Origin of the sequence: Leifsonia sp. NPDC056665 (genome assembly GCF_042791795.1) — a bacterium.
Lineage (GTDB): Bacteria > Actinomycetota > Actinomycetes > Actinomycetales > Microbacteriaceae > Leifsonia.
The window spans coordinates 64748-81150 of record NZ_JBHTXK010000009.1; the positions used below are offsets into that span (position 1 = coordinate 64748).

Below are 16403 nucleotides of genomic sequence, written 5' to 3' on the forward strand. Positions count from 1 at the left end.
CGGAGGGGTCGGTCCGGCCGCTACTTGCGGTCGATCAGGTTGGTCTGGATGTCCGTCGACGACTGGTCGAGCACCTGCTTGGGCGTCATCGTCCCGTCGAGCATCTTCTGGAGGTCGTTGCCGAGGTAGTCAACGGCCCCGGTCCACCAGGACGGGATGGGAGCGCCGCCCGGGATCTGCTTGCCCGCCTTGATCGCCGTGCTCCACAGGTCCTGGTCGCCCATCGCCGGGATCGGCTGGAACAGCGGCTTCGCCGGGTTCGCTGCGGGCTGGTAGGCGGGGACGGAGGTGTTGAGACCTCCCGGGTAGACGCTGTTCGAACCGTAGACGGCGGTGTAGCCGGCCTTGTCGAACATCAGGAACTTGTAGAACAGCCAGGCGAGCTGCGAGTTCTTACCGTCCTTGGGCAGCACGAACGACGAGCCGCCCATCGCGCCGCTGCGGGCGCCGCCGCTCGACCAGGCGGGCAGCGACATGGCGCGCCAGTCGCCGACCGTCGTCTTCAGCTGCTGCTGCGGCGCGAAGTCGAACCACTGCGCCCACGGGTAGAAGACCTCGCTGCTGGAGTCGAGGGCTCCGATGTCGCTGGGGCTGAGGTACTCGGCGCGCGTGCCGAGCCCCTGCTTCTGCACCGAGTCGAGCCAGGTCAGGATCTTCGTGTACTGCGGGGAGTTCAGGCGGAGCTTGCCGTCGGGGCCGGCGAGACTGGTGCCGAGCTGGCTCGCGTACATCTCCAGCTGGAGCTGGCCGAGGAACGTGCTCTGCTCCAGGTGGATCGGCTTGGCCCCCGGCTTGTATGCCTGGTACTTCTTGGCGGCGGCGATCAGGTCGTCGTAGGTGCGGATGCCGCTCGGGTCGATGCCGGCGGCGCTCAGGGCCTTGGCGTTGTAGAACAGGAGGCCGGGGTCGAGGTCGAACGGGACGCCGTAGATGCCGCCCTTGACCGTGTTGACATCGACCTTCTGCTTGGCGATGTCCTTCGTGTAGGGCGCGAGCACGTCCTTGAGGTTCCAGAGGTAGTCGACGTAGCCGCCGACCTTGGCGTCGTCGAGGAACACCCCGTCCGGCACGTCGGTGCCGGTGATGAGCGTGTTCTGAAGCTTGTTGTCGATGTCGACGGCCTCGTGCTTGACGGTGATGCCCGGGTAGACCTTGTTGAAGTCCTTGATCGCGGCGTCGAACACCTTGAACAGGTCGCCGGAGCGGTCCCAGATGGTGATGGTGCCCTTCGGCGAGCTCGCGGTGGGGGCCTTCAGGACCGAGGTGTCGGACGTGGAGGTGGAGGCGCTGCCGGAGCCGATCTCCGGGCCGCAGCCGCTCAGGCCGACGGCGATGAGCGCCGCGGTGGCCACGGCCGCGACGCGGACAGCAGCGCCGCGGGCGTTGCGGGGTGTGAGCTTCATGACACTCCTTTGTGCAGGATCGACGATACGTCGGCCGGGGGGATCCGCTCGTCGCGGTGGGTTTGCCAACGTATGCAAACCATAACCCACATTTGCAATCGTTGCAAACGATAGGATGTGGAAACTGCGAGAGGAGAGCCATGCCCGCGACGTTGCGCGATGTCGCCGATCGAGCGCAGGTGTCCGTGCGCACGGTGTCCAACGTGGTCAGCGGATACGAGCACGTGAGCGAGAAGATGCGCACGCGGGTGATGCGCGCCATCGACGAGCTCGGCTACGTCCCGAACCCGGTCGCCCGCACCCTCCGCACAGGCAAGACCGGCCTGCTCTCCCTGGTCGTGCCGGAGATCGACGTCCCGTTCTTCAGCGAGCTCGCGCGCGCCGTGATCGACGAGGCGGACGCGCTCGGGTTCCAGGTCATGATCGACCAGACCGGGCACGACCACGAGCGCGAACGCCAGCTGCTGCGTGGCGGAGGCCGGCGCAACCTCTTCGACGGGATGCTGTTCGCGCCGCTCGCGACGCGGGACGAGCTCGACGACGTCGAGGCTTCGGAGGAGCTGCCGATCATCCTGCTCGGCGAGCACGTCTTCGACGGCCGGTTCGATCACGTGGCGATCGACAACGTCCAGGCCGCCCACGACGCCACCACGCACCTCCTGGAGAGCGGCCGCACCCGCATCGCCGCGATCGGCGCCCAGCCGAAAGAGGAGTACGCCACCCCGCTCCAGCGCACCAAGGGGTTCCAGCTCGCGCTCGAGGAGCACGGACGCCAGCCGGTCGAGGCCCTCCAGATGACGGCGCCGCACTACGGGCGCGCGGATGGCTACGCTGCCGCCGCCGCGCTCATCGCGCAGGACCGTCGCCCCGACGCGATCTTCTGCTACTCCGACCTCCTCGCGATGGGCGCCGTCCGCGCCGTCTTCGACGCCGGGCTACGGGTGCCGGAAGACATCGCGGTGATCGGGATCGACGACATCGAGGAGGGCCGGTACTCGCGCCCCTCCCTCAGCACCGTCTCACTCGACATCCCGTTCATCGCCCGCACCGCGGTCAAACGGCTCGCCGGCCGCATCGACGACCCGACGCTGGACGCGCAGGAGTTCATCGCCCCCCATCAACTGATCCCGCGCGAGAGCACTGCGGGGGCTCGGCGGGCGGCACCGTCGCAGCGGGCGGCACCGTCGTTGCGGGGGTCTGGCGCAGTTCCAGCAACGGACAGCTGAACGGATCCGAGTCGCCCAGACCGACGCGGTTGATGTGCCGGGTCACGATCGCGTAGGAGGCCAGCAAGCCGGTCTCCGTGTACGGGACGCCGTGCTCGCGGCAGTAGTCGCGGATGGTGGGCGCGGCACGTCTCAGGTGCGGGCGCGGCATCGACGGGAACAGGTGGTGCTCGATCTGGTAGTTGAGGCCGCCCATCATGAAGTCCAGCATCCGGTTGCCGCGGATGTTGCGGCTCATCAGCACCTGCCTGCGCAGGAAGTCGAGGCGGGCGTCGTGAGGCACCAGCGGCATGCCCTTGTGGTTCGGGGCGAACGACATGCCCATGTAGAAGCCGAACAGGCCGAGCTGGATGGCCAGGAAGACGGCCGCCTTGCCGGGAGAGAGGACCCACAGCACCAGCGCCAGGTAGCCGACGATCCGGACGGACAGGAACGCGATCTCCACCGGACGGTGCTTGACGGGCTCCCGTTGGAGGACGCGCCGGACGCTGGAGGCGTGCAGCGACAGCCCCTCGAGCAGCAGGATCGGGAAGAAGAACCAGCCCTGGTGGCCGAGGAGCCAGCGCAGCGGGGCCGGGCGCGTGGCCACCTGCCCCGGGGTGAACGCGATCACCGGGAGCTCGAGGTCCGGGTCGGCGCCCACCTGGTTGGGGTTGGCGTGGTGGCGGGTGTGCTTGTGCTGCCACCAGCCGTAGCTCATCCCGACGAACAGGTCGCCGACCACCAGGCTCACCCAGTCGTTCCAGCGGCCGGAGCGGAAGATCTGGCGATGCGCGCTGTCATGACCCAGGAAGGCGATCTGCGTGAACAGGAAGGCGAAGAGCACGGCGGTGAACAGCTGCCACCAGCTGTCGCCCACCAGCACGAAGCCGAGCACCAGCGCGCCGGTGAGCACAGGCACCAGCACGATCTTCGTCCAGTAATACCCGTATCGCCGCCGGAGCAGGCCGGACTCCCTGATCACGGAGGCCAGCGCTGTGTACTCGTTGCCGGCCGCTGCTGATCTCGGCCGACTCTCGGACACCTCGGACATCGTCACGCCCATTCACGCTCATGACGTCAGGGTCCAGGACGACGTACTGCCAGCGTACGCGCGAGCAGCACCTACGCCAGTGCGGAGTACTGTGGGAGTGGACGCAGTCCTGGACCCAGGCCGCATCGCGAAACCGGGCATGCGCAGGCGAAAGGGCTGGTGAGAGATGGTTCTCGACCGATCTGCTCCGCCGACGCTGTGCCAGCCGTTCCTGGAGTCGCTGCCCATCGCGCGCGCTGCGATCTCCACGCTGCAGGACCCGTTCGACGTGGAGACCGTGTGCGCGACCGACGCTCTCGCTGCCCGCCTCGACGAGCTCCAGATCGATCTGGGCGAGGGCCCCTGCTGGCAGGCGCTGAGCACCCGCTCCCCCGTCCTCATCACCGCGGGTTCGCCGGACTCCGCGTGGCCGAGTCTGTCCAGCGCGATCGCCTCGTCCGGAATCCACTCGGTGTTCGCCTTCCCGCTCAGCGTCGGCGCCCTCGGGATCGGCGCCGTCGACCTGTATCTGGACACCTCGAGACCCCTGACCGCTGCGGACATCGGCCACGCCGAGACGCTGGCCGGCGTCGCGGCCATGCAGGTCCTCAGTCAGGCCGTGGCACGTCGCCCGGCGGAGGAAGGCGGACACGTCACGGAGAGCCCCTACTCGCGCCGCGAAGTCCACCAGGCGACCGGGATGGTCATCGCGCAAGCGAAGGTCAGCCCTGCCGACGCCCTCCTGCTCATCCGCGCCCGCGCCTTCGCCGAAGGCCTCCCGGTGCGCGAGATCGCCACCCGGATCATCGACCGGAAGATCACCTTCGAGCTCTGACACACGGTTGTAAATTGGGAGGATGGCGAGCTCCACAGGCAGAGAACAACAGCTTCTCCAGACGTTCGTCGAGTTGGCGGACACCCTGGTGATCGGGTACGACATCGTCGATCTCCTGCACACCCTCGTGGAACGCTGCGCCCTGATCCTCGACGCGACCGACGCCGGCATCCTCCTCCCGGATTCGACCGGGACGCTCCAAGTGGTCGCGTCGACGAGCGAGCGGAGTCAGCTGATCAGCCTGCTTCAACTCGAGGCGGACGAGGGCCCCTGCGTGGATGCGTATCAGACCGGTCGGCTGGTGACCGTCGACGACATCGCGGCCTCTTACGCGCGGTGGCCGCGCTTCGCCGCGGAATCCTCCGGCGTCGGCTATCGATCGATGCACGCCATCCCGCTCCGGCTGCGCAACGACACCATCGGCTCGCTGAACCTGTTCCGAGACCAAGCCGGCCCGCTCTCCCCCGACGACGCCGCCGCCGCGCAAGCCCTGGCCGATGTGGCCACGATCGGCATCCTCCAGGAGCGGGCCCTGCGGCACGCCGACATCGCCCGGGAGCAGCTGCAGCATGCGCTGGACAGCCGGGTGCTCATCGAGCAGGCCAAAGGCGTGCTCTCGCAACTCGAAGGGATCGGCTTCGCAGAGGCGTTCGAGCAGATGCGTTCGCGTGCCCGCAACTCGGGCACCCGGCTCTCGGTGATCGCCGAGCAGATCATCAGGGACGCGCAGAGACGCTGAGCCCGGGTGTCTCCTCATGGGGCTCCTCCGTCACGTGCAGCCCGGGCTGAACGGCTGCTGCGCGCAGCATCTCCGCGATCCACTCCCTGTTGAGGTGCGGTGGACGACTCCCCAGGAACTGGAACCTCAACTCGCTCGCGGGAGTGATCCAGATCGTGTCCCGGCCCGACCCGTCGCTCGTCGGGTGAGCGAAGGTGAACGCGACGCTCTGCCCTTCCCGAAGCAGCGTCAGGATCACGACTTTCACGTGCGCCAACGTTCGATCTTCGATGTTGATCGTGAAATCGGACTGTCCGTAATGAAGAAATCCCATGATCCCCGTCCTCACGTTCAACCGGATGATCCGCGCTGGGCTTCTGCGTCGAGCGCTCGGTGACCGGGTCCAGGGTCACCTACGAGGATACTGCTCAGCGTCGCGCTGCGCGACCGCCGACCGTCACCGCAGCGGCTGCGACGAGCGCCGCGCCGAGGGCGCCGAGTGGGCGCCGATTGCGGGAGGCCCAGGCCTGCACGCTCGTCCGCTTCGCCCGGTCGTCGAACGGGCCGTGCGTGCCGTGGTCGACCTCCCGGTCCGCCGGCTCCCACAGGTTGGCCGGCTGGTCGGCGGGCCGCGGCTCGTCGGTCTGCTGGGAGGCGAACCCGGTCCTGCCGAGGTAGCGGTCGAGGAGGCCGGGGATCAGCCGGTTGCCGATGATGGTCTCCACCGTGGACACGCCCACCCAGTACGCCCGCCGCGGCCGCAGAGCGGCACGGACGATCGAGCGGGCGGCCACCTCCGGCTGGTAGATCGGCGGCACCGGCTGCGCCTGCTTCGGGAGGCGGGACAGCAGCCAGCGGAACTGCGGGGTGTTCATGGCAGGCAGGTGCACCATCGTGATCGCGACGTCGCTGTGGTCGTGCATCAGCTCGGCGCGCACCGACTCGGTGAACCCGACGATCGCGTGCTTGGCGCCGCAGTATGCCGACTGCAGCGGGATGCCGCGGTAGGCGAGCGCGGAGCCGATCTGCACGATGGTCCCGCCGCCGGCCGGGCGCATCCGGCGCAGTGCGGCCATCGTGCCGTAGACGAAGCCGAGGTAGCTCACCTCGGTGGTCCGGCGGAACTCGTCCGGGGTGATCCGGCCGACCTCCGCGAAGACGGACGAGAACGCGCAGTTCACCCACACGTCGATGCGGCCCCACTCGCCCACGACGCGCTCGGCGGCGGCCTCGACGGCGTCCGCGTCGGCGACGTCGACCGGTACGGTGAGCGCCCGGCCGCCGGCGTCGCGCACCTCGCCGGCCGCGGCCTCCAGCCCCGCCTCGCCGCGGGCCAGCAGCGCGACGTTCGCGCCGTGCCGCGCGAACTCGACGGCGGCGGCGCGGCCGACCCCTCCACTGGCGCCCGTCACGACGACGACGGCGCCCTCCAGCGTCTCGATGCGGCTCAACTGTCTACCTCGCTCATCTGGGCTCCTTGCGGTCCACGGTGCGATCCAACGCCGATGCTCCGCGCTGCCTCCGAATCCGGTCAACCCCTTGCGTTCACGCACAACCGGGCATTCCATCCGGGGTGAGGCGTCGGGACGAACAGGAAGGCACCACCATGACCGTCAAGCTCAACCGGAAGGCCCTCGACCACGCCCGCTCGCTGGTCGGGAAGGGCACGGTGGTCCGCGACGAGCGGGACGCATGGAGCGAGGACGCACCGAGCGCGGACGAGGAGAACGCCTACATCGAGAAGCATGGGTGGGAGCAGTACGCGCTCTGGCACCTCGGTGAGGACTCCGAGAAGAGCGAGGAGACGAAGGGGCGCTACAGCTTCCCCTACGGCGACTTCGCCAAGGTCCATCGCTGCGGCGTCATCTCGCTGGAGAGCCGCGCGGCGCAGAACGACCACGACGACATCGCGCGCGCCTCCAAGAAGCTGCTCGAACAGATCGATGGCGAGTGAGGCCGGCGTGCGACGAACGCGAAAAGGGATGAGACGAGCCGCGCGACGGCCAGCGCAGAGCGCCGCCGTCGGGATCGACCGCCTGGTGAGGAACGTGGAGACGGGCCGGTTCGAGCGCTCGCTCTCGGCGCTGACGGCCGCGGGCGCCCTGGTGACCGCCGCCGAGATCTACTTCGAGCACGACAAGGCGAGCTTCGGCAACCGGTGGATGTGGGTCCCCGTGATCCTGGGTCCGGTCGGCGCGGTCGCCGGGGTGGCGGGCTTCTTCAGCAGGACGGCCGCGAAGACGGCGCTCCCGATAGCCTCGGCCACGATCGTGGCGAACGGTCTGCAGGGCGTCTGGCTGCACGCCCGCGGCATCGGGCAGAAGCCCGGCGGCTGGCGGAACCTCCGCTACAACCTGGAGATGGGGCCGCCGCTGCTCGCACCGCTGCTGGTCACCCTGGTCGGCGGGATGGGTCTGCTGGCCGCCGTCCTGAGGCGGGAGAAGTGACCGCGCGCAACCTGAGCGACGACGTCCCCGAGCGCTTCCCCGGCTTCCACGTGCTCGACCAGGCGAAGCACTGGGACGAGGAGACGCGCTCAGTCGTGCTCTCGCGCGTCGGCCGTCCAACGGACATCCGCTTCTTCGACGCGGCGCAGGAAGCGGCCGCGACCGCCCTGTTCGACCGGTTGCTCGACCAGCATCCCGAGGACCGCCGCGTTCCGGTGACATCGATGGTGGACGCCCGGCTGGCCGGGAAGGAGACCGACGGCTGGCACTACGACTCGATGGCCGACGACGGGGAGGTGTGGAGGACGAGCCTCGCCGCCCTCGACGCCGACGCCCACGCCGTTCACGGCTGTGCCTTCGCGCAGTGCGGCGAGGAGCAGCAGCTCGACCTCCTCTCGGGCATCACCGGCGGTGAGGGCGAATGGCGCGGCTTCCACCGTTCGCGCATCTGGAGCCTGTGGACGCGGTACGCGTGCACGGCGTTCTACAGCCATCCCGCGGCCTGGGATGAGATCGGCTTCGCCGGGCCGGCCTACCCGCGCGGCTACAAGAACCTCGGCGTGGACCGCCGCGAGCCGTTCGAGGTCGCGGACGCGCGACCGGACGACCTCCCCCAGAGCGGGGCGTCGCAATGAGTACGGTCCGCGACCGCAACGACTCCGCCTGGCTGCTGACGCCGGACGGCTCGGAGGTCGAGCCCCGGCTCGCCGAGCAGATGCGCCGCTTCGCCGACAGCGACGAGGTCGACATCGCGATCGTCGGCTGCGGGGCAGGAGGCTCCGTGCTGCTGCAGCGCCTGGCGCGCGCCGGCTGGAACGCCGTCGCCTTCGACGCCGGCCCGTTCTGGGACCCGGCGCGCGACTGGGTGAGCGACGAGGCCGGCTCCCACCACCTCTATTGGACCGAGCCGCGGCAGATCGGCGGCGACGACCCGGTGCCGCTCGGCTCGAACAACTCCGGCCGCGGCGTCGGCGGCTCGATGGTGCACTATGCCGGGTACGTGCCGCGCTTCCACCCGAGCGACTTCCACACCCTCAGCGGCGACGGCGTCGGGGCGGACTGGCCGCTGGAGTACCCCGAGCTCGCGCCGTTCTACGACGACATCGAGAACGAGCTCCCGGTCGCGGGCGAGGACTGGCCGTGGGGCGACCCGCACCGCTACCCGCACCGGCCGCATCCGGTGTCGGGCAACGGGGAGACCTTCCTGCGCGGCGCGCTCGCGGCGGGCATCGAGGCGAAGGTCGGGCCGGTGGCCATCCCGAACGGGCGCTTCGGGCACCGGCCGCACTGCATCTACCGCGGGTTCTGCCTGCAGGGCTGCAAGGTCAACGCCAAGGCGTCGCCGCTCATCACCCACATCCCGGACGCGCTCGCGCACGGCGCCGAGGTCCGGGCCGACAGCATGGTGACCTCCATCGAGGTCGACCAGTCCACCGGCCGGGCGACGGGCGTGCACTACGTGAAGGACGGCGTCCCGCGGTTCCAGAAGGCCAGGATGGTCGCGATCGCCGGGTACTCCATCGAGACGCCGCGGCTGCTGCTCAACTCGGCGTCGGCGCGTTTCCCGGACGGACTGTGCAACGACTTCGACCTGGTCGGCCGCTACCTGATGGTGCAGGGCGCGCCGCAGACCGCGGGCCGGTTCGAGCAGGAGATCCGGATGTGGAAGGCGCCGCCACCCGAGGTGAGCACGGAGGAGTTCTACGAGACGGACCCGGCCAAGCCCTACAAGCGCGGGTACTCCATCCAGACCGTCTCACCGCTGCCGATCACCTGGGCGGAGCACGTCATGGCGCAGGGCCACTGGGGTGCGGACCTGCGCCGCTACATGACCGACTACGTGCACTGGGCGTGCCTCGGGGCGCTCTGCGAGTTCCTGCCGCGGGCCGAGAACCGCGTCACGCTGGCCGACGAGAAGGACCGCTACGGCCTCCCGATCGCCCACTTCTCCTACTCGCAGTGCGACAACGACCGCGCGCTGGCGAAGGCCGCGCAGGCGACGATGGAGCGCATCCTGGAGGCCGCGGGCGCCCAGGAGACCATGACCGTGCAGCGCTACGCCCACCTGGTCGGCGGCGCACGCATGGGCGCGGACGAAACGCAGGGAGTCGTCGACGCGGACTGCCGGTCGTTCGCCGTGCCCAACCTGCTCATCACCGACGGGAGCGTGCTGCCGACCCAGGGCAGCGCCAACCCCGCGCTCACCATCGTGGCGGTCGCCGCACGCGCGGCGGACCGTCTCATCCGGCATCCGGAGAACTGAAAGCCGGCATCGGCAGAAGTGAAAGAGGTACGACAAATGGCGACGACAGTCAGCGAGTTCGTGATCGGACGGCTTCGGGAGTGGGGCGTGCGGCGGGTGTTCGCCTTCCCCGGCGACGGCATCGGCGAGTTCGACGGAATGCTCGGCAAGGCCGAGCGCGCGGGCGAGGGGCTGGAGTACATCCGGCCCACGCACGAGGAGATCTGCGCTCTGATGGCGACGGCGCACGCCAAATTCACCGGCGAGGTCGGCGTCTGCATCGCGACCTCCAGCCCCGGCGGGTTCCACCTGATGAACGGCCTCTACGACGCGAAGATGGACAACCAGCCGGTGGTCGCGATCGTCGGCCAGCAGGGGCTCAACTCCTTCGGCACCTTCAACCAGCAGGAGAGCAAGCTGGAGCAGACCTTCTCCGACGTCGCGGAGTACGTGCAGACGATCGTGTCGCCGGAACAGGCGCAGGCCGTGATCGACACCGCTTTCCGCACGGCGATCACCCGCAAGCAGCCGTGCGTGGTCATCCTGCCGCACGACGTGCAGGGGATGGAGATGGCGGAACCCGGCGCGGAGATGTGGGTGTCACGGTCGAGCGCCGTGCCGCCGTCGACCGCCATCGCGCCGCCCGCGGAGCAGCTCCGGGCGGCCGCCGACATCATCAACGCCGGCGAGCGGGTGACCTTCCTGGTCGGGCACGGCGCGGTCGGCGCGACGGAGGAGGTCCTCGCGGCCGCGCGCCTGACCGGCGCCGGCGTCATGACGACGCTGCGCGGCAAGCAGGTCGTGCCGGGCGACGTGCCGTTCCACACCCAGCAGCTCGGCCTGCTCGGCTCGCGGCCCAGCTACGACCAGATGCAGGACTGCGACACCCTCGTCCTGCTCGGCACCAATTATCCGTACGGCCAGTTCCTGCCGAAGACCGGGCAGGCCAAGGCGGTGCAGATCGACCTGCGGCCCGAGCAGCTCGGGCTGCGCTACCCCACCGACGTGAGCATCTGGGGCGACGTGAAGACGACGCTGGCCGGGCTCCTCCCGCTGCTGACGCAGAAGGCCGACCTGTCCTGGCAGGAGAAGGCGGCCTCCGGCATGCGGGAGTGGGACGACGAGCTCGCCGCGCAGGCCGAGCAGCACTACGACGACGGCGTGAACCCGCGCCGGGTCTACCACGAGCTGAACAAGCGCCTCCCGGCCGGCGCGATCGTCACCGCCGACGCCGGGACCACCGCCGACTGGTACGGCCAGTACATCCGGCTGCGCGACGGGATGCGCGGCGACCTCTCCGGCCGGCTGGCGACCATGCTCGCCGCGATGCCGTACGCGGAGGCGGCGAAGTTCGCCTTCCCGGACCGCACGGTCGTGTGCACGATCGGCGACGGCGCGTTCCAGATGCTCGGGATGAACGAGCTGATCACGATCAAGAAGTATCTGTCGCGGTGGTCGAACCCGACCTTCGTCGTGCTGGTGCTGCACAACGACGACCTCACCCAGGTGTCGTGGGAGATGCGCACGGAGGACGCCAATCCGGTCTGGTCGACCTCCCAGGACGTCGAATCGGTCGACTACGCGGGCTGGGCGCAGCTCCTCGGCTTCCAGGGCATCACGGTCACCTCGGACGACCAGATCGAGGCGGCCTGGGATGCCGCCCTCGCGCATCCCGGGGTGACGCTCATCGATGCGCACACCAGCAAGAACGTGCCGCCGCTGCCACCCCACATCACGCTCGAGTTCGCGAAGAACACCGGCCTCGCGCTGCTGAAGGGCGACCCGGACGGGCTCGGCGCGATCAAGGACTCGGCGACGTCGCTCATCACCGAAGGCGTCGAGCGGGTGAAGGGCGCGCTCCACCGCGGCAAGCCCGGCGACGGGGACGGCGATGCACGATAGCGGGCCGGAACGGGTCAGGTCGATCCGGGCCGACGCCTTCGTCGTGCCCACCGCGACCGAGGACCGGAAGCGGCCGGAGAGCGACGGGACCATCCGCTGGGACAGCACCGGCATCCTGGTGGTCACCCTGGAGACGGGCGGCGCCACCGGGCTCGGCTACGCGTACACGTCACCCGCAAGCCTCCAGATCGTCCAGGATGTGCTCTGGGCCGTCATCGAGAACGCGGACCCGTTCGACACCGAGCGCCTGTACTGGGAGATGGCGCGGGCCACCCGCAACATCGGCTGGGCGGGCGTGAGTGCCGGCGCGATCGCGGCCGTCGACATCGCGCTCCACGATCTGAAAGCCCGCCTGTGCGACACGTCGTTGACCCAGCTTCTGGGCGGGGCGCACGCGAGCGTCGAGGCCTACGGCAGCGGAGGTTTCACGGACTACACCGACGACGAGCTGACCGACCAGCTGGGGTCGTGGGCCGCCCAGGGCTTCCGCTCGGTGAAGATGAAGGTCGGCTCCGACCCGGCCGACGATCCGCGTCGGGTGGCTCTGGCCCGCGAGGCGATCGGCTCCGCTGTCGAGCTCTTCGTCGACGCCAATGGGGCGTACGAGCGCAAGCAGGCCCTCCGACTGGCAGAGCTGTTCACGGAGGCGGGCGTCACCTGGTTCGAGGAGCCGGTGTCCAGCCAGGACCGGCGCGGACTCCGGCTCCTGCGCGACCGGATGCCGGCGCCGATCCGCGTCGCCGCCGGCGAGTACGCCTACACGCCGGCCGACTTCCGCGACCTCGTCTCCGGCGGCTGCGTCGACGTCCTCCAGGCCGACGCCACGCGCTGCGGGATCACGGGCTTCGGGATCGCCGCCTCGCTCGCGTCGGCCTTCGGAGTGCCGCTCTCCGCTCACACCGCCCCGGCGCTGCACGCCTCGGTCGCCGCAGCCGATCGACCCGCCATCAATGTCGAGTACTTCCACGACCACGCGCGCATCGAGGCGCAGTTCTTCGACGGACTGCCCGCGCTGAGTGACGGCCGGCTCGTCCCGGACCGCTCCGCGCCCGGCCACGGGCTGGCCCTGCGCGAACCGGACATCGAGGCGCACCGCGTGCAGAGCTTCGCGGTGCAGTCGGATCGGTGACCGCGACTCGAGCCGATCCGGATTGCGCGACCACGATCCACGTGGACGATCGTGTCTACTTGCGCCTGCGCACATGTCGGAGGCATGGTGTCTGAGTACTGGCCCCGCATCGTGACCCGAGACGATGAGGGGCCAGATTCATGACCGGGCGCGCGCCGGGATCACGAGAGTCCGGCATCGTTGCGCTCCGCTTCGACGGCGCGGTGGATGTTGCCGTGGATGTGGTCGACACCGATGAGTCCGATCACTCCTTCGCGCTCGAGCACGGCCCGCGGGCCCGGCTTCAGCCGAGTCAGGCGGAGGCGGACGCGGGCGTCCCGGGTCAGGGTCACGACATCCGCCAGCGTGGCGGCGCCCTGGGCGTCGATGAAGTTGATGCCGCCGCAGTCGAGGACGATCCCGGTCAGGTCCGGGTCCGCCTGGATGACGCTGCGCAGATGGTCCTCGAGCGCATCGGCGGTGGCGAAGAACAGGCCGCCGTCGAACCGTACGACGGCCACGCCGGGCACGCGCTCGTCACCCGGGTTCGTGTCGAGCTCGCGGAAGACCTGGGTGCCCCGTTCGCGACCGAGGGCCGGCATCTCCGGATGCGTGGCCACGGCGACCAGCCACGCCAGGGAGAGCCCGATACCGATGATCACGCCGGCGAGCACGCCGAAGACCAGGGTCGCGAGAAGTGCGACGACGGCGATCCAGAAGTCCACCTTCTTCACCCGGAACAGCCGCCGCATCTCCGGGACGTCCATCATGCCGCTGACGACGGCTTCGATGATCAGCGCTCCGAGGACCGCCTTGGGGAGGATGGAGAACAGCGGCGCGAGGATCAGCAGCGTCAGCAGCACCGTCACGCCCGAGGTGAGCGAGGCGAGCCCGGTCCTCGCCCCCGAACGGTCGTTCAGCGAGCTCGCCGACAGGCTGGTCGACACGGGCATCCCCTGGAACAGACCCGCGCCGATGTTCGCTGCGGACTGGGCGACCGACTCCTGGTTGATGTCGATCTGATAGCGATGCCTGGCCGCAAACGTGCGCGCGTCGCCGGCGGTCTGGGAGAAGCCGATCATGACCAGCGCCACGGCGGCCAGCGCGACCGTGCCCGCGTGGTCCCACAACTGCTGACCGTTCGGGAGCTGCGGCACCGGCAAGCCGCGCGGCACATCCCCGACCAACGCAACACCCTTGGCTCCGAGGCCGAACAGTGCCGAGGCCAGCAGGCCGCCGACCACGAGCACCAGGGCGCCGGGAACCCGCGGGGCGATCGCCCGGAGTCCGAAGACGACGACGAGGGAGATGACGCCGACGAGCGCCGTCGTCCCGTGCACGTCGTTCAGCGTCCCGAACCACGACCACAGCTCCTGGAGCGGGTTGGCTCCGCTGGTCTCGGTTCCGGTGAGCTTCGGGAGCTCCCCGATCACGACGTCGATCGCCGCGCCGAAGAGGAAGCCGGTGACCACTGCCCGTGAGAGGAACTGGGCGATCCAGCCCATCCGGAAGACGGCCAGCAGGAGGAACAGGACGCCGGAGGCGAGGGTGATGCCGGCGACGAACGAGGCGATGTCCTGCTCGCCGGTGATGCCCGCCGCGAGCACGGCGCTGGCCGCGACCGCCGCGAGACCGGAGCTGGGTCCCATCGAGATCTGCCGGCTCGTCCCGAAGACCGCGTAGAGGATCGCGCCGGCAGCGGCCGCGTAGAGGCCGTTCTGCAAGGGGATGCCGGCGATGCCGGCGTACCCCAGATTCTTCGGGACGATGAGGGCTGCGACGGTGACCCCGGCGATCACGTCGCCGCGAAGCCACGCACGTCGATAGGAGCGGAGCTGGCCGACGATCGGGACCAGGTCTCGACGGAGTCCGCGCGTCCTGGGCATGCGCTCGTCATACCGCAGAGTCCTCCGGTCCGACAAGGCGGCTCGGCGGAAATCCGCTGTTGCCGCGCGCACGTCCGGGCTGCATCATTCCGCTCAGAAGGCAACGTCGGAGAGGCAAGTCGGCATCATGAGTCAGACACAGGACAGCGCTCCGTCCCCGAGTGCCGGATGGATCGGCTGGGTGTTCCTGGCGGTGACAGTGCTCCTGATCGCGGCGGGGGTCCGCGTCATCAGGAGGATCCTTGCCGCCATCGGGCCGGACGCCGCCGCTGCCATCGCTCGAGGCGCCCGGAGTGCCCGGCACCACCGTTCCGGGTGACTACCGATCGAGGAGGCTGACGCCCGAGCGGGCTGCCTCCACCCCCGTCACGAGGGATCGAGAAGCCTCCTCGTCCTCCTCGTCGTCTTCGATCAGCGGCGCATCGGTGATGAGCAACTGCTCGAGCGCCGACTCGAGCGTCTGCACGATGACCATGGGCCCCGGCTTCGCCCACGCCGACACGATGAACCCGAGCCCCGACCTGATGATCGAGCCGACACACACCGCGCTGCCGGAGTGCTCCCGGAACAACAGCCAGCGCTCGCCTTCGTAGAGGCTGTATCGTCTGCCTTCCAGCTCGAACCGCTCCGTTAAAGCAAGCACCATGCCGATCACCCCGTCCCCACACGGCGGAAGGCGAGCAAGCAGACGCTGGGCCGGGTCCCAGCGCTCTTCGGCCGTGAATACAACAGCAACATGGTAAACAGACCGCGCCCGCCGGGGAAACAGTGAGCGCGAAATCCGCGCCGAGAGGATCACCGCCGCGTGATCCGGCTCGCACAGTCACGGGGCGGGTTCGACACCTCCGGAGTCAGCCGCGGAGCGTCTGCCCAGGGTTCTCGCCGAAAGTCTCCCGGTACGCGACGGCGAAGCGGCATGTGGGCGAAGCCCCAGCAGTGCGCGATGGTTACGAAGGTGTCGCCGGGGTTTGTGCCGCTCTTGATGTCAAAACTATCCCGAAAGCGGTATAGTTTTGACGCGGGAAGGAGGATCGTAAATGACTATGCAAGCTGACTTGTGGGAAGTCGCAACCGAACAGTACGGATTTGTCACTACGCGTATGGCGCGTGAACTCGGCGTTAGCAATGTCGAGTTGGCGAAACTCGCAAACCGTCACCAACTTCGTCATGTCACGCATGGTGTTTACCGGTTTGATCAGCTCCCTGTTACCGAGCGTGATGACTACATGCTTGCTGTCCTCTGGACCGGCGCCGACAATGCTGCTCTCAGCCACGAGACGGCTTTGGCAGTGTATGAACTCTGCGAAGTGAATCCGGATCAGATTCACCTGACCGTGCCGAAGGCGAAGCGTATCCGCCGAGACGGCGGTGAAGGATATGTACTCCACAATGAAGACCTTGACGCGCCGGAGGTCGGCTGGTGGGAAGGTATCCCGACGGTGACGGTGGCAACTGCCATCCGTCAGTGCATCGAATTCGGTACGCCTCACAATCTGTTGGTGACCGCGATCACGACCGCTCGCCGCAGGGGAGCGATCACGGAGACGGACGCTGCTCGTTTTCGTAGGGAGCTTGCTCGCCGATGACTCGACCCGATCTGGCTTCGCTCCCGAGAGAGACCGCA

General features: G+C 69.1%; 15 protein-coding genes and 1 pseudogene. 10 read left to right on the plus strand and 6 right to left on the minus strand.

The annotated features are described in order from the left end of the window. Nucleotides 1–20: 20 nt before the first annotated feature. Nucleotides 21–1403: an ABC transporter substrate-binding protein gene (locus ACFQ9V_RS10780; RefSeq protein WP_382459156.1), complete on the minus strand. Its 1383-nt coding sequence runs from the start codon at nucleotides 1401–1403 to the stop codon at nucleotides 21–23. Nucleotides 1404–1543: 140 nt separating this feature from the next. Between ACFQ9V_RS10780 and ACFQ9V_RS10785 the strand changes: the two are divergent. After that, a pseudogene (locus tag ACFQ9V_RS10785) lies at nucleotides 1544–2485 on the plus strand (LacI family DNA-binding transcriptional regulator); the annotation flags it as partial. Nucleotides 2486–2507: 22 nt separating this feature from the next. Here ACFQ9V_RS10785 and ACFQ9V_RS10790 read toward each other — a convergent pair. After that, nucleotides 2508–3662 carry a fatty acid desaturase family protein gene (locus ACFQ9V_RS10790; RefSeq protein ID WP_382459157.1) on the minus strand — a complete coding sequence of 385 codons (1155 nt, stop codon included), beginning with the start codon at nucleotides 3660–3662 and terminating at the stop codon, nucleotides 2508–2510. Nucleotides 3663–3828: 166 nt separating this feature from the next. Here ACFQ9V_RS10790 and ACFQ9V_RS10795 point away from each other — a divergent pair, with 166 nt between their 5' ends. Together ACFQ9V_RS10795 and ACFQ9V_RS10800 are read left to right on the plus strand one after the other, a co-directional pair. After that, nucleotides 3829–4476, plus strand: coding sequence for a GAF and ANTAR domain-containing protein (locus ACFQ9V_RS10795; RefSeq protein WP_382459158.1), 648 nt, complete (start codon nucleotides 3829–3831; stop codon nucleotides 4474–4476). A gap of 22 nt (nucleotides 4477–4498) precedes the next feature. Then, nucleotides 4499–5215, plus strand: a complete 717-nt coding sequence (locus tag ACFQ9V_RS10800; RefSeq protein WP_382459159.1) for a GAF and ANTAR domain-containing protein — start codon at nucleotides 4499–4501, stop codon at nucleotides 5213–5215. Here ACFQ9V_RS10800 and ACFQ9V_RS10805 read toward each other — a convergent pair. Next, nucleotides 5193–5462: an ATP-dependent DNA ligase gene (locus tag ACFQ9V_RS10805; protein ID WP_382459160.1), complete on the minus strand. Its 270-nt coding sequence runs from the start codon at nucleotides 5460–5462 to the stop codon at nucleotides 5193–5195. The genes ACFQ9V_RS10800 and ACFQ9V_RS10805 overlap by 23 nt on opposite strands. Nucleotides 5463–5622: 160 nt before the next feature. Continuing rightward, on the minus strand, nucleotides 5623–6645 hold the full coding sequence (locus tag ACFQ9V_RS10810) for an SDR family oxidoreductase (RefSeq protein WP_382459161.1): 1023 nt from the start codon (nucleotides 6643–6645) through the stop codon (nucleotides 5623–5625). Nucleotides 6646–6800: 155 nt separating this feature from the next. Between ACFQ9V_RS10810 and ACFQ9V_RS10815 the strand changes: the two genes are divergently transcribed. Genes ACFQ9V_RS10815 through ACFQ9V_RS10840 form a run of 6 tightly spaced genes read left to right on the plus strand, consistent with a single transcriptional unit; the run spans nucleotide 6801 to nucleotide 12914 of the window. Next, on the plus strand, nucleotides 6801–7148 hold the full coding sequence (locus tag ACFQ9V_RS10815) for a hypothetical protein (protein ID WP_382459162.1): 348 nt from the start codon (nucleotides 6801–6803) through the stop codon (nucleotides 7146–7148). Between the two features lie 28 nt (nucleotides 7149–7176). Then, nucleotides 7177–7641: a hypothetical protein gene (locus ACFQ9V_RS10820; RefSeq protein ID WP_382459163.1), complete on the plus strand. Its 465-nt coding sequence runs from the start codon at nucleotides 7177–7179 to the stop codon at nucleotides 7639–7641. Continuing rightward, nucleotides 7638–8276 (plus strand): gluconate 2-dehydrogenase subunit 3 family protein, encoded by a 639-nt coding sequence (locus ACFQ9V_RS10825; RefSeq protein WP_382459164.1) that lies wholly within the window; start codon nucleotides 7638–7640, stop codon nucleotides 8274–8276. The genes ACFQ9V_RS10820 and ACFQ9V_RS10825 overlap by 4 nt, the downstream gene beginning before the upstream one ends. Further along, a complete protein-coding gene (locus tag ACFQ9V_RS10830) occupies nucleotides 8273–9904 on the plus strand; it encodes a GMC family oxidoreductase (RefSeq protein ID WP_382459165.1) in 1632 nt (543 codons plus the stop codon). The genes ACFQ9V_RS10825 and ACFQ9V_RS10830 overlap by 4 nt, the downstream gene beginning before the upstream one ends. Nucleotides 9905–9940: 36 nt before the next feature. After that, nucleotides 9941–11785 carry a thiamine pyrophosphate-requiring protein gene (locus ACFQ9V_RS10835; protein ID WP_382459166.1) on the plus strand — a complete coding sequence of 615 codons (1845 nt, stop codon included), beginning with the start codon at nucleotides 9941–9943 and terminating at the stop codon, nucleotides 11783–11785. Continuing rightward, nucleotides 11775–12914, plus strand: a complete 1140-nt coding sequence (locus ACFQ9V_RS10840; RefSeq protein ID WP_382459167.1) for an enolase C-terminal domain-like protein — start codon at nucleotides 11775–11777, stop codon at nucleotides 12912–12914. The genes ACFQ9V_RS10835 and ACFQ9V_RS10840 overlap by 11 nt, the downstream gene beginning before the upstream one ends. 161 nt (nucleotides 12915–13075) lie before the next feature. On the opposite strand, the gene ACFQ9V_RS10845 is transcribed toward ACFQ9V_RS10840, so the two are convergent. Both ACFQ9V_RS10845 and ACFQ9V_RS10850 read right to left on the minus strand, forming a co-directional pair. Next, a complete protein-coding gene (locus ACFQ9V_RS10845) occupies nucleotides 13076–14779 on the minus strand; it encodes a SulP family inorganic anion transporter (protein WP_382459168.1) in 1704 nt (567 codons plus the stop codon). Between the two features lie 319 nt (nucleotides 14780–15098). Further along, the gene (locus ACFQ9V_RS10850; protein ID WP_382459169.1) at nucleotides 15099–15434 is read right to left on the minus strand and encodes a hypothetical protein; all 336 of its coding nucleotides are present in this window, start codon (nucleotides 15432–15434) and stop codon (nucleotides 15099–15101) included. A 382-nt stretch (nucleotides 15435–15816) separates the two neighbouring features. Here ACFQ9V_RS10850 and ACFQ9V_RS10855 point away from each other — a divergent pair, with 382 nt between their 5' ends. Further along, nucleotides 15817–16365, plus strand: a complete 549-nt coding sequence (locus ACFQ9V_RS10855) for a hypothetical protein (RefSeq protein ID WP_382459170.1) — start codon at nucleotides 15817–15819, stop codon at nucleotides 16363–16365. Nucleotides 16366–16403 lie beyond the last annotated feature (38 nt).

What these genes read in the sequence shown, in the direction of transcription:
- ACFQ9V_RS10830 (WP_382459165.1), top strand. Translation starts at nt 8,273, where the DNA reads ATGAGTACGGTCCGCGACCGCAACGACTCCGCCTGGCTGCTGACGCCG.
- ACFQ9V_RS10790 (WP_382459157.1), bottom strand. Translation starts at nt 3,662, where the DNA reads ATGTCCGAGGTGTCCGAGAGTCGGCCGAGATCAGCAGCGGCCGGCAAC.
- ACFQ9V_RS10845 (WP_382459168.1), bottom strand. Translation starts at nt 14,779, where the DNA reads ATGCCCAGGACGCGCGGACTCCGTCGAGACCTGGTCCCGATCGTCGGC.
- ACFQ9V_RS10800 (WP_382459159.1), top strand. Translation starts at nt 4,499, where the DNA reads ATGGCGAGCTCCACAGGCAGAGAACAACAGCTTCTCCAGACGTTCGTC.
- ACFQ9V_RS10820 (WP_382459163.1), top strand. Translation starts at nt 7,177, where the DNA reads ATGAGACGAGCCGCGCGACGGCCAGCGCAGAGCGCCGCCGTCGGGATC.
- ACFQ9V_RS10815 (WP_382459162.1), top strand. Translation starts at nt 6,801, where the DNA reads ATGACCGTCAAGCTCAACCGGAAGGCCCTCGACCACGCCCGCTCGCTG.
- ACFQ9V_RS10840 (WP_382459167.1), top strand. Translation starts at nt 11,775, where the DNA reads ATGCACGATAGCGGGCCGGAACGGGTCAGGTCGATCCGGGCCGACGCC.
- ACFQ9V_RS10780 (WP_382459156.1), bottom strand. Translation starts at nt 1,403, where the DNA reads ATGAAGCTCACACCCCGCAACGCCCGCGGCGCTGCTGTCCGCGTCGCG.
- ACFQ9V_RS10855 (WP_382459170.1), top strand. Translation starts at nt 15,817, where the DNA reads ATGACTATGCAAGCTGACTTGTGGGAAGTCGCAACCGAACAGTACGGA.
- ACFQ9V_RS10835 (WP_382459166.1), top strand. Translation starts at nt 9,941, where the DNA reads ATGGCGACGACAGTCAGCGAGTTCGTGATCGGACGGCTTCGGGAGTGG.
- ACFQ9V_RS10795 (WP_382459158.1), top strand. Translation starts at nt 3,829, where the DNA reads ATGGTTCTCGACCGATCTGCTCCGCCGACGCTGTGCCAGCCGTTCCTG.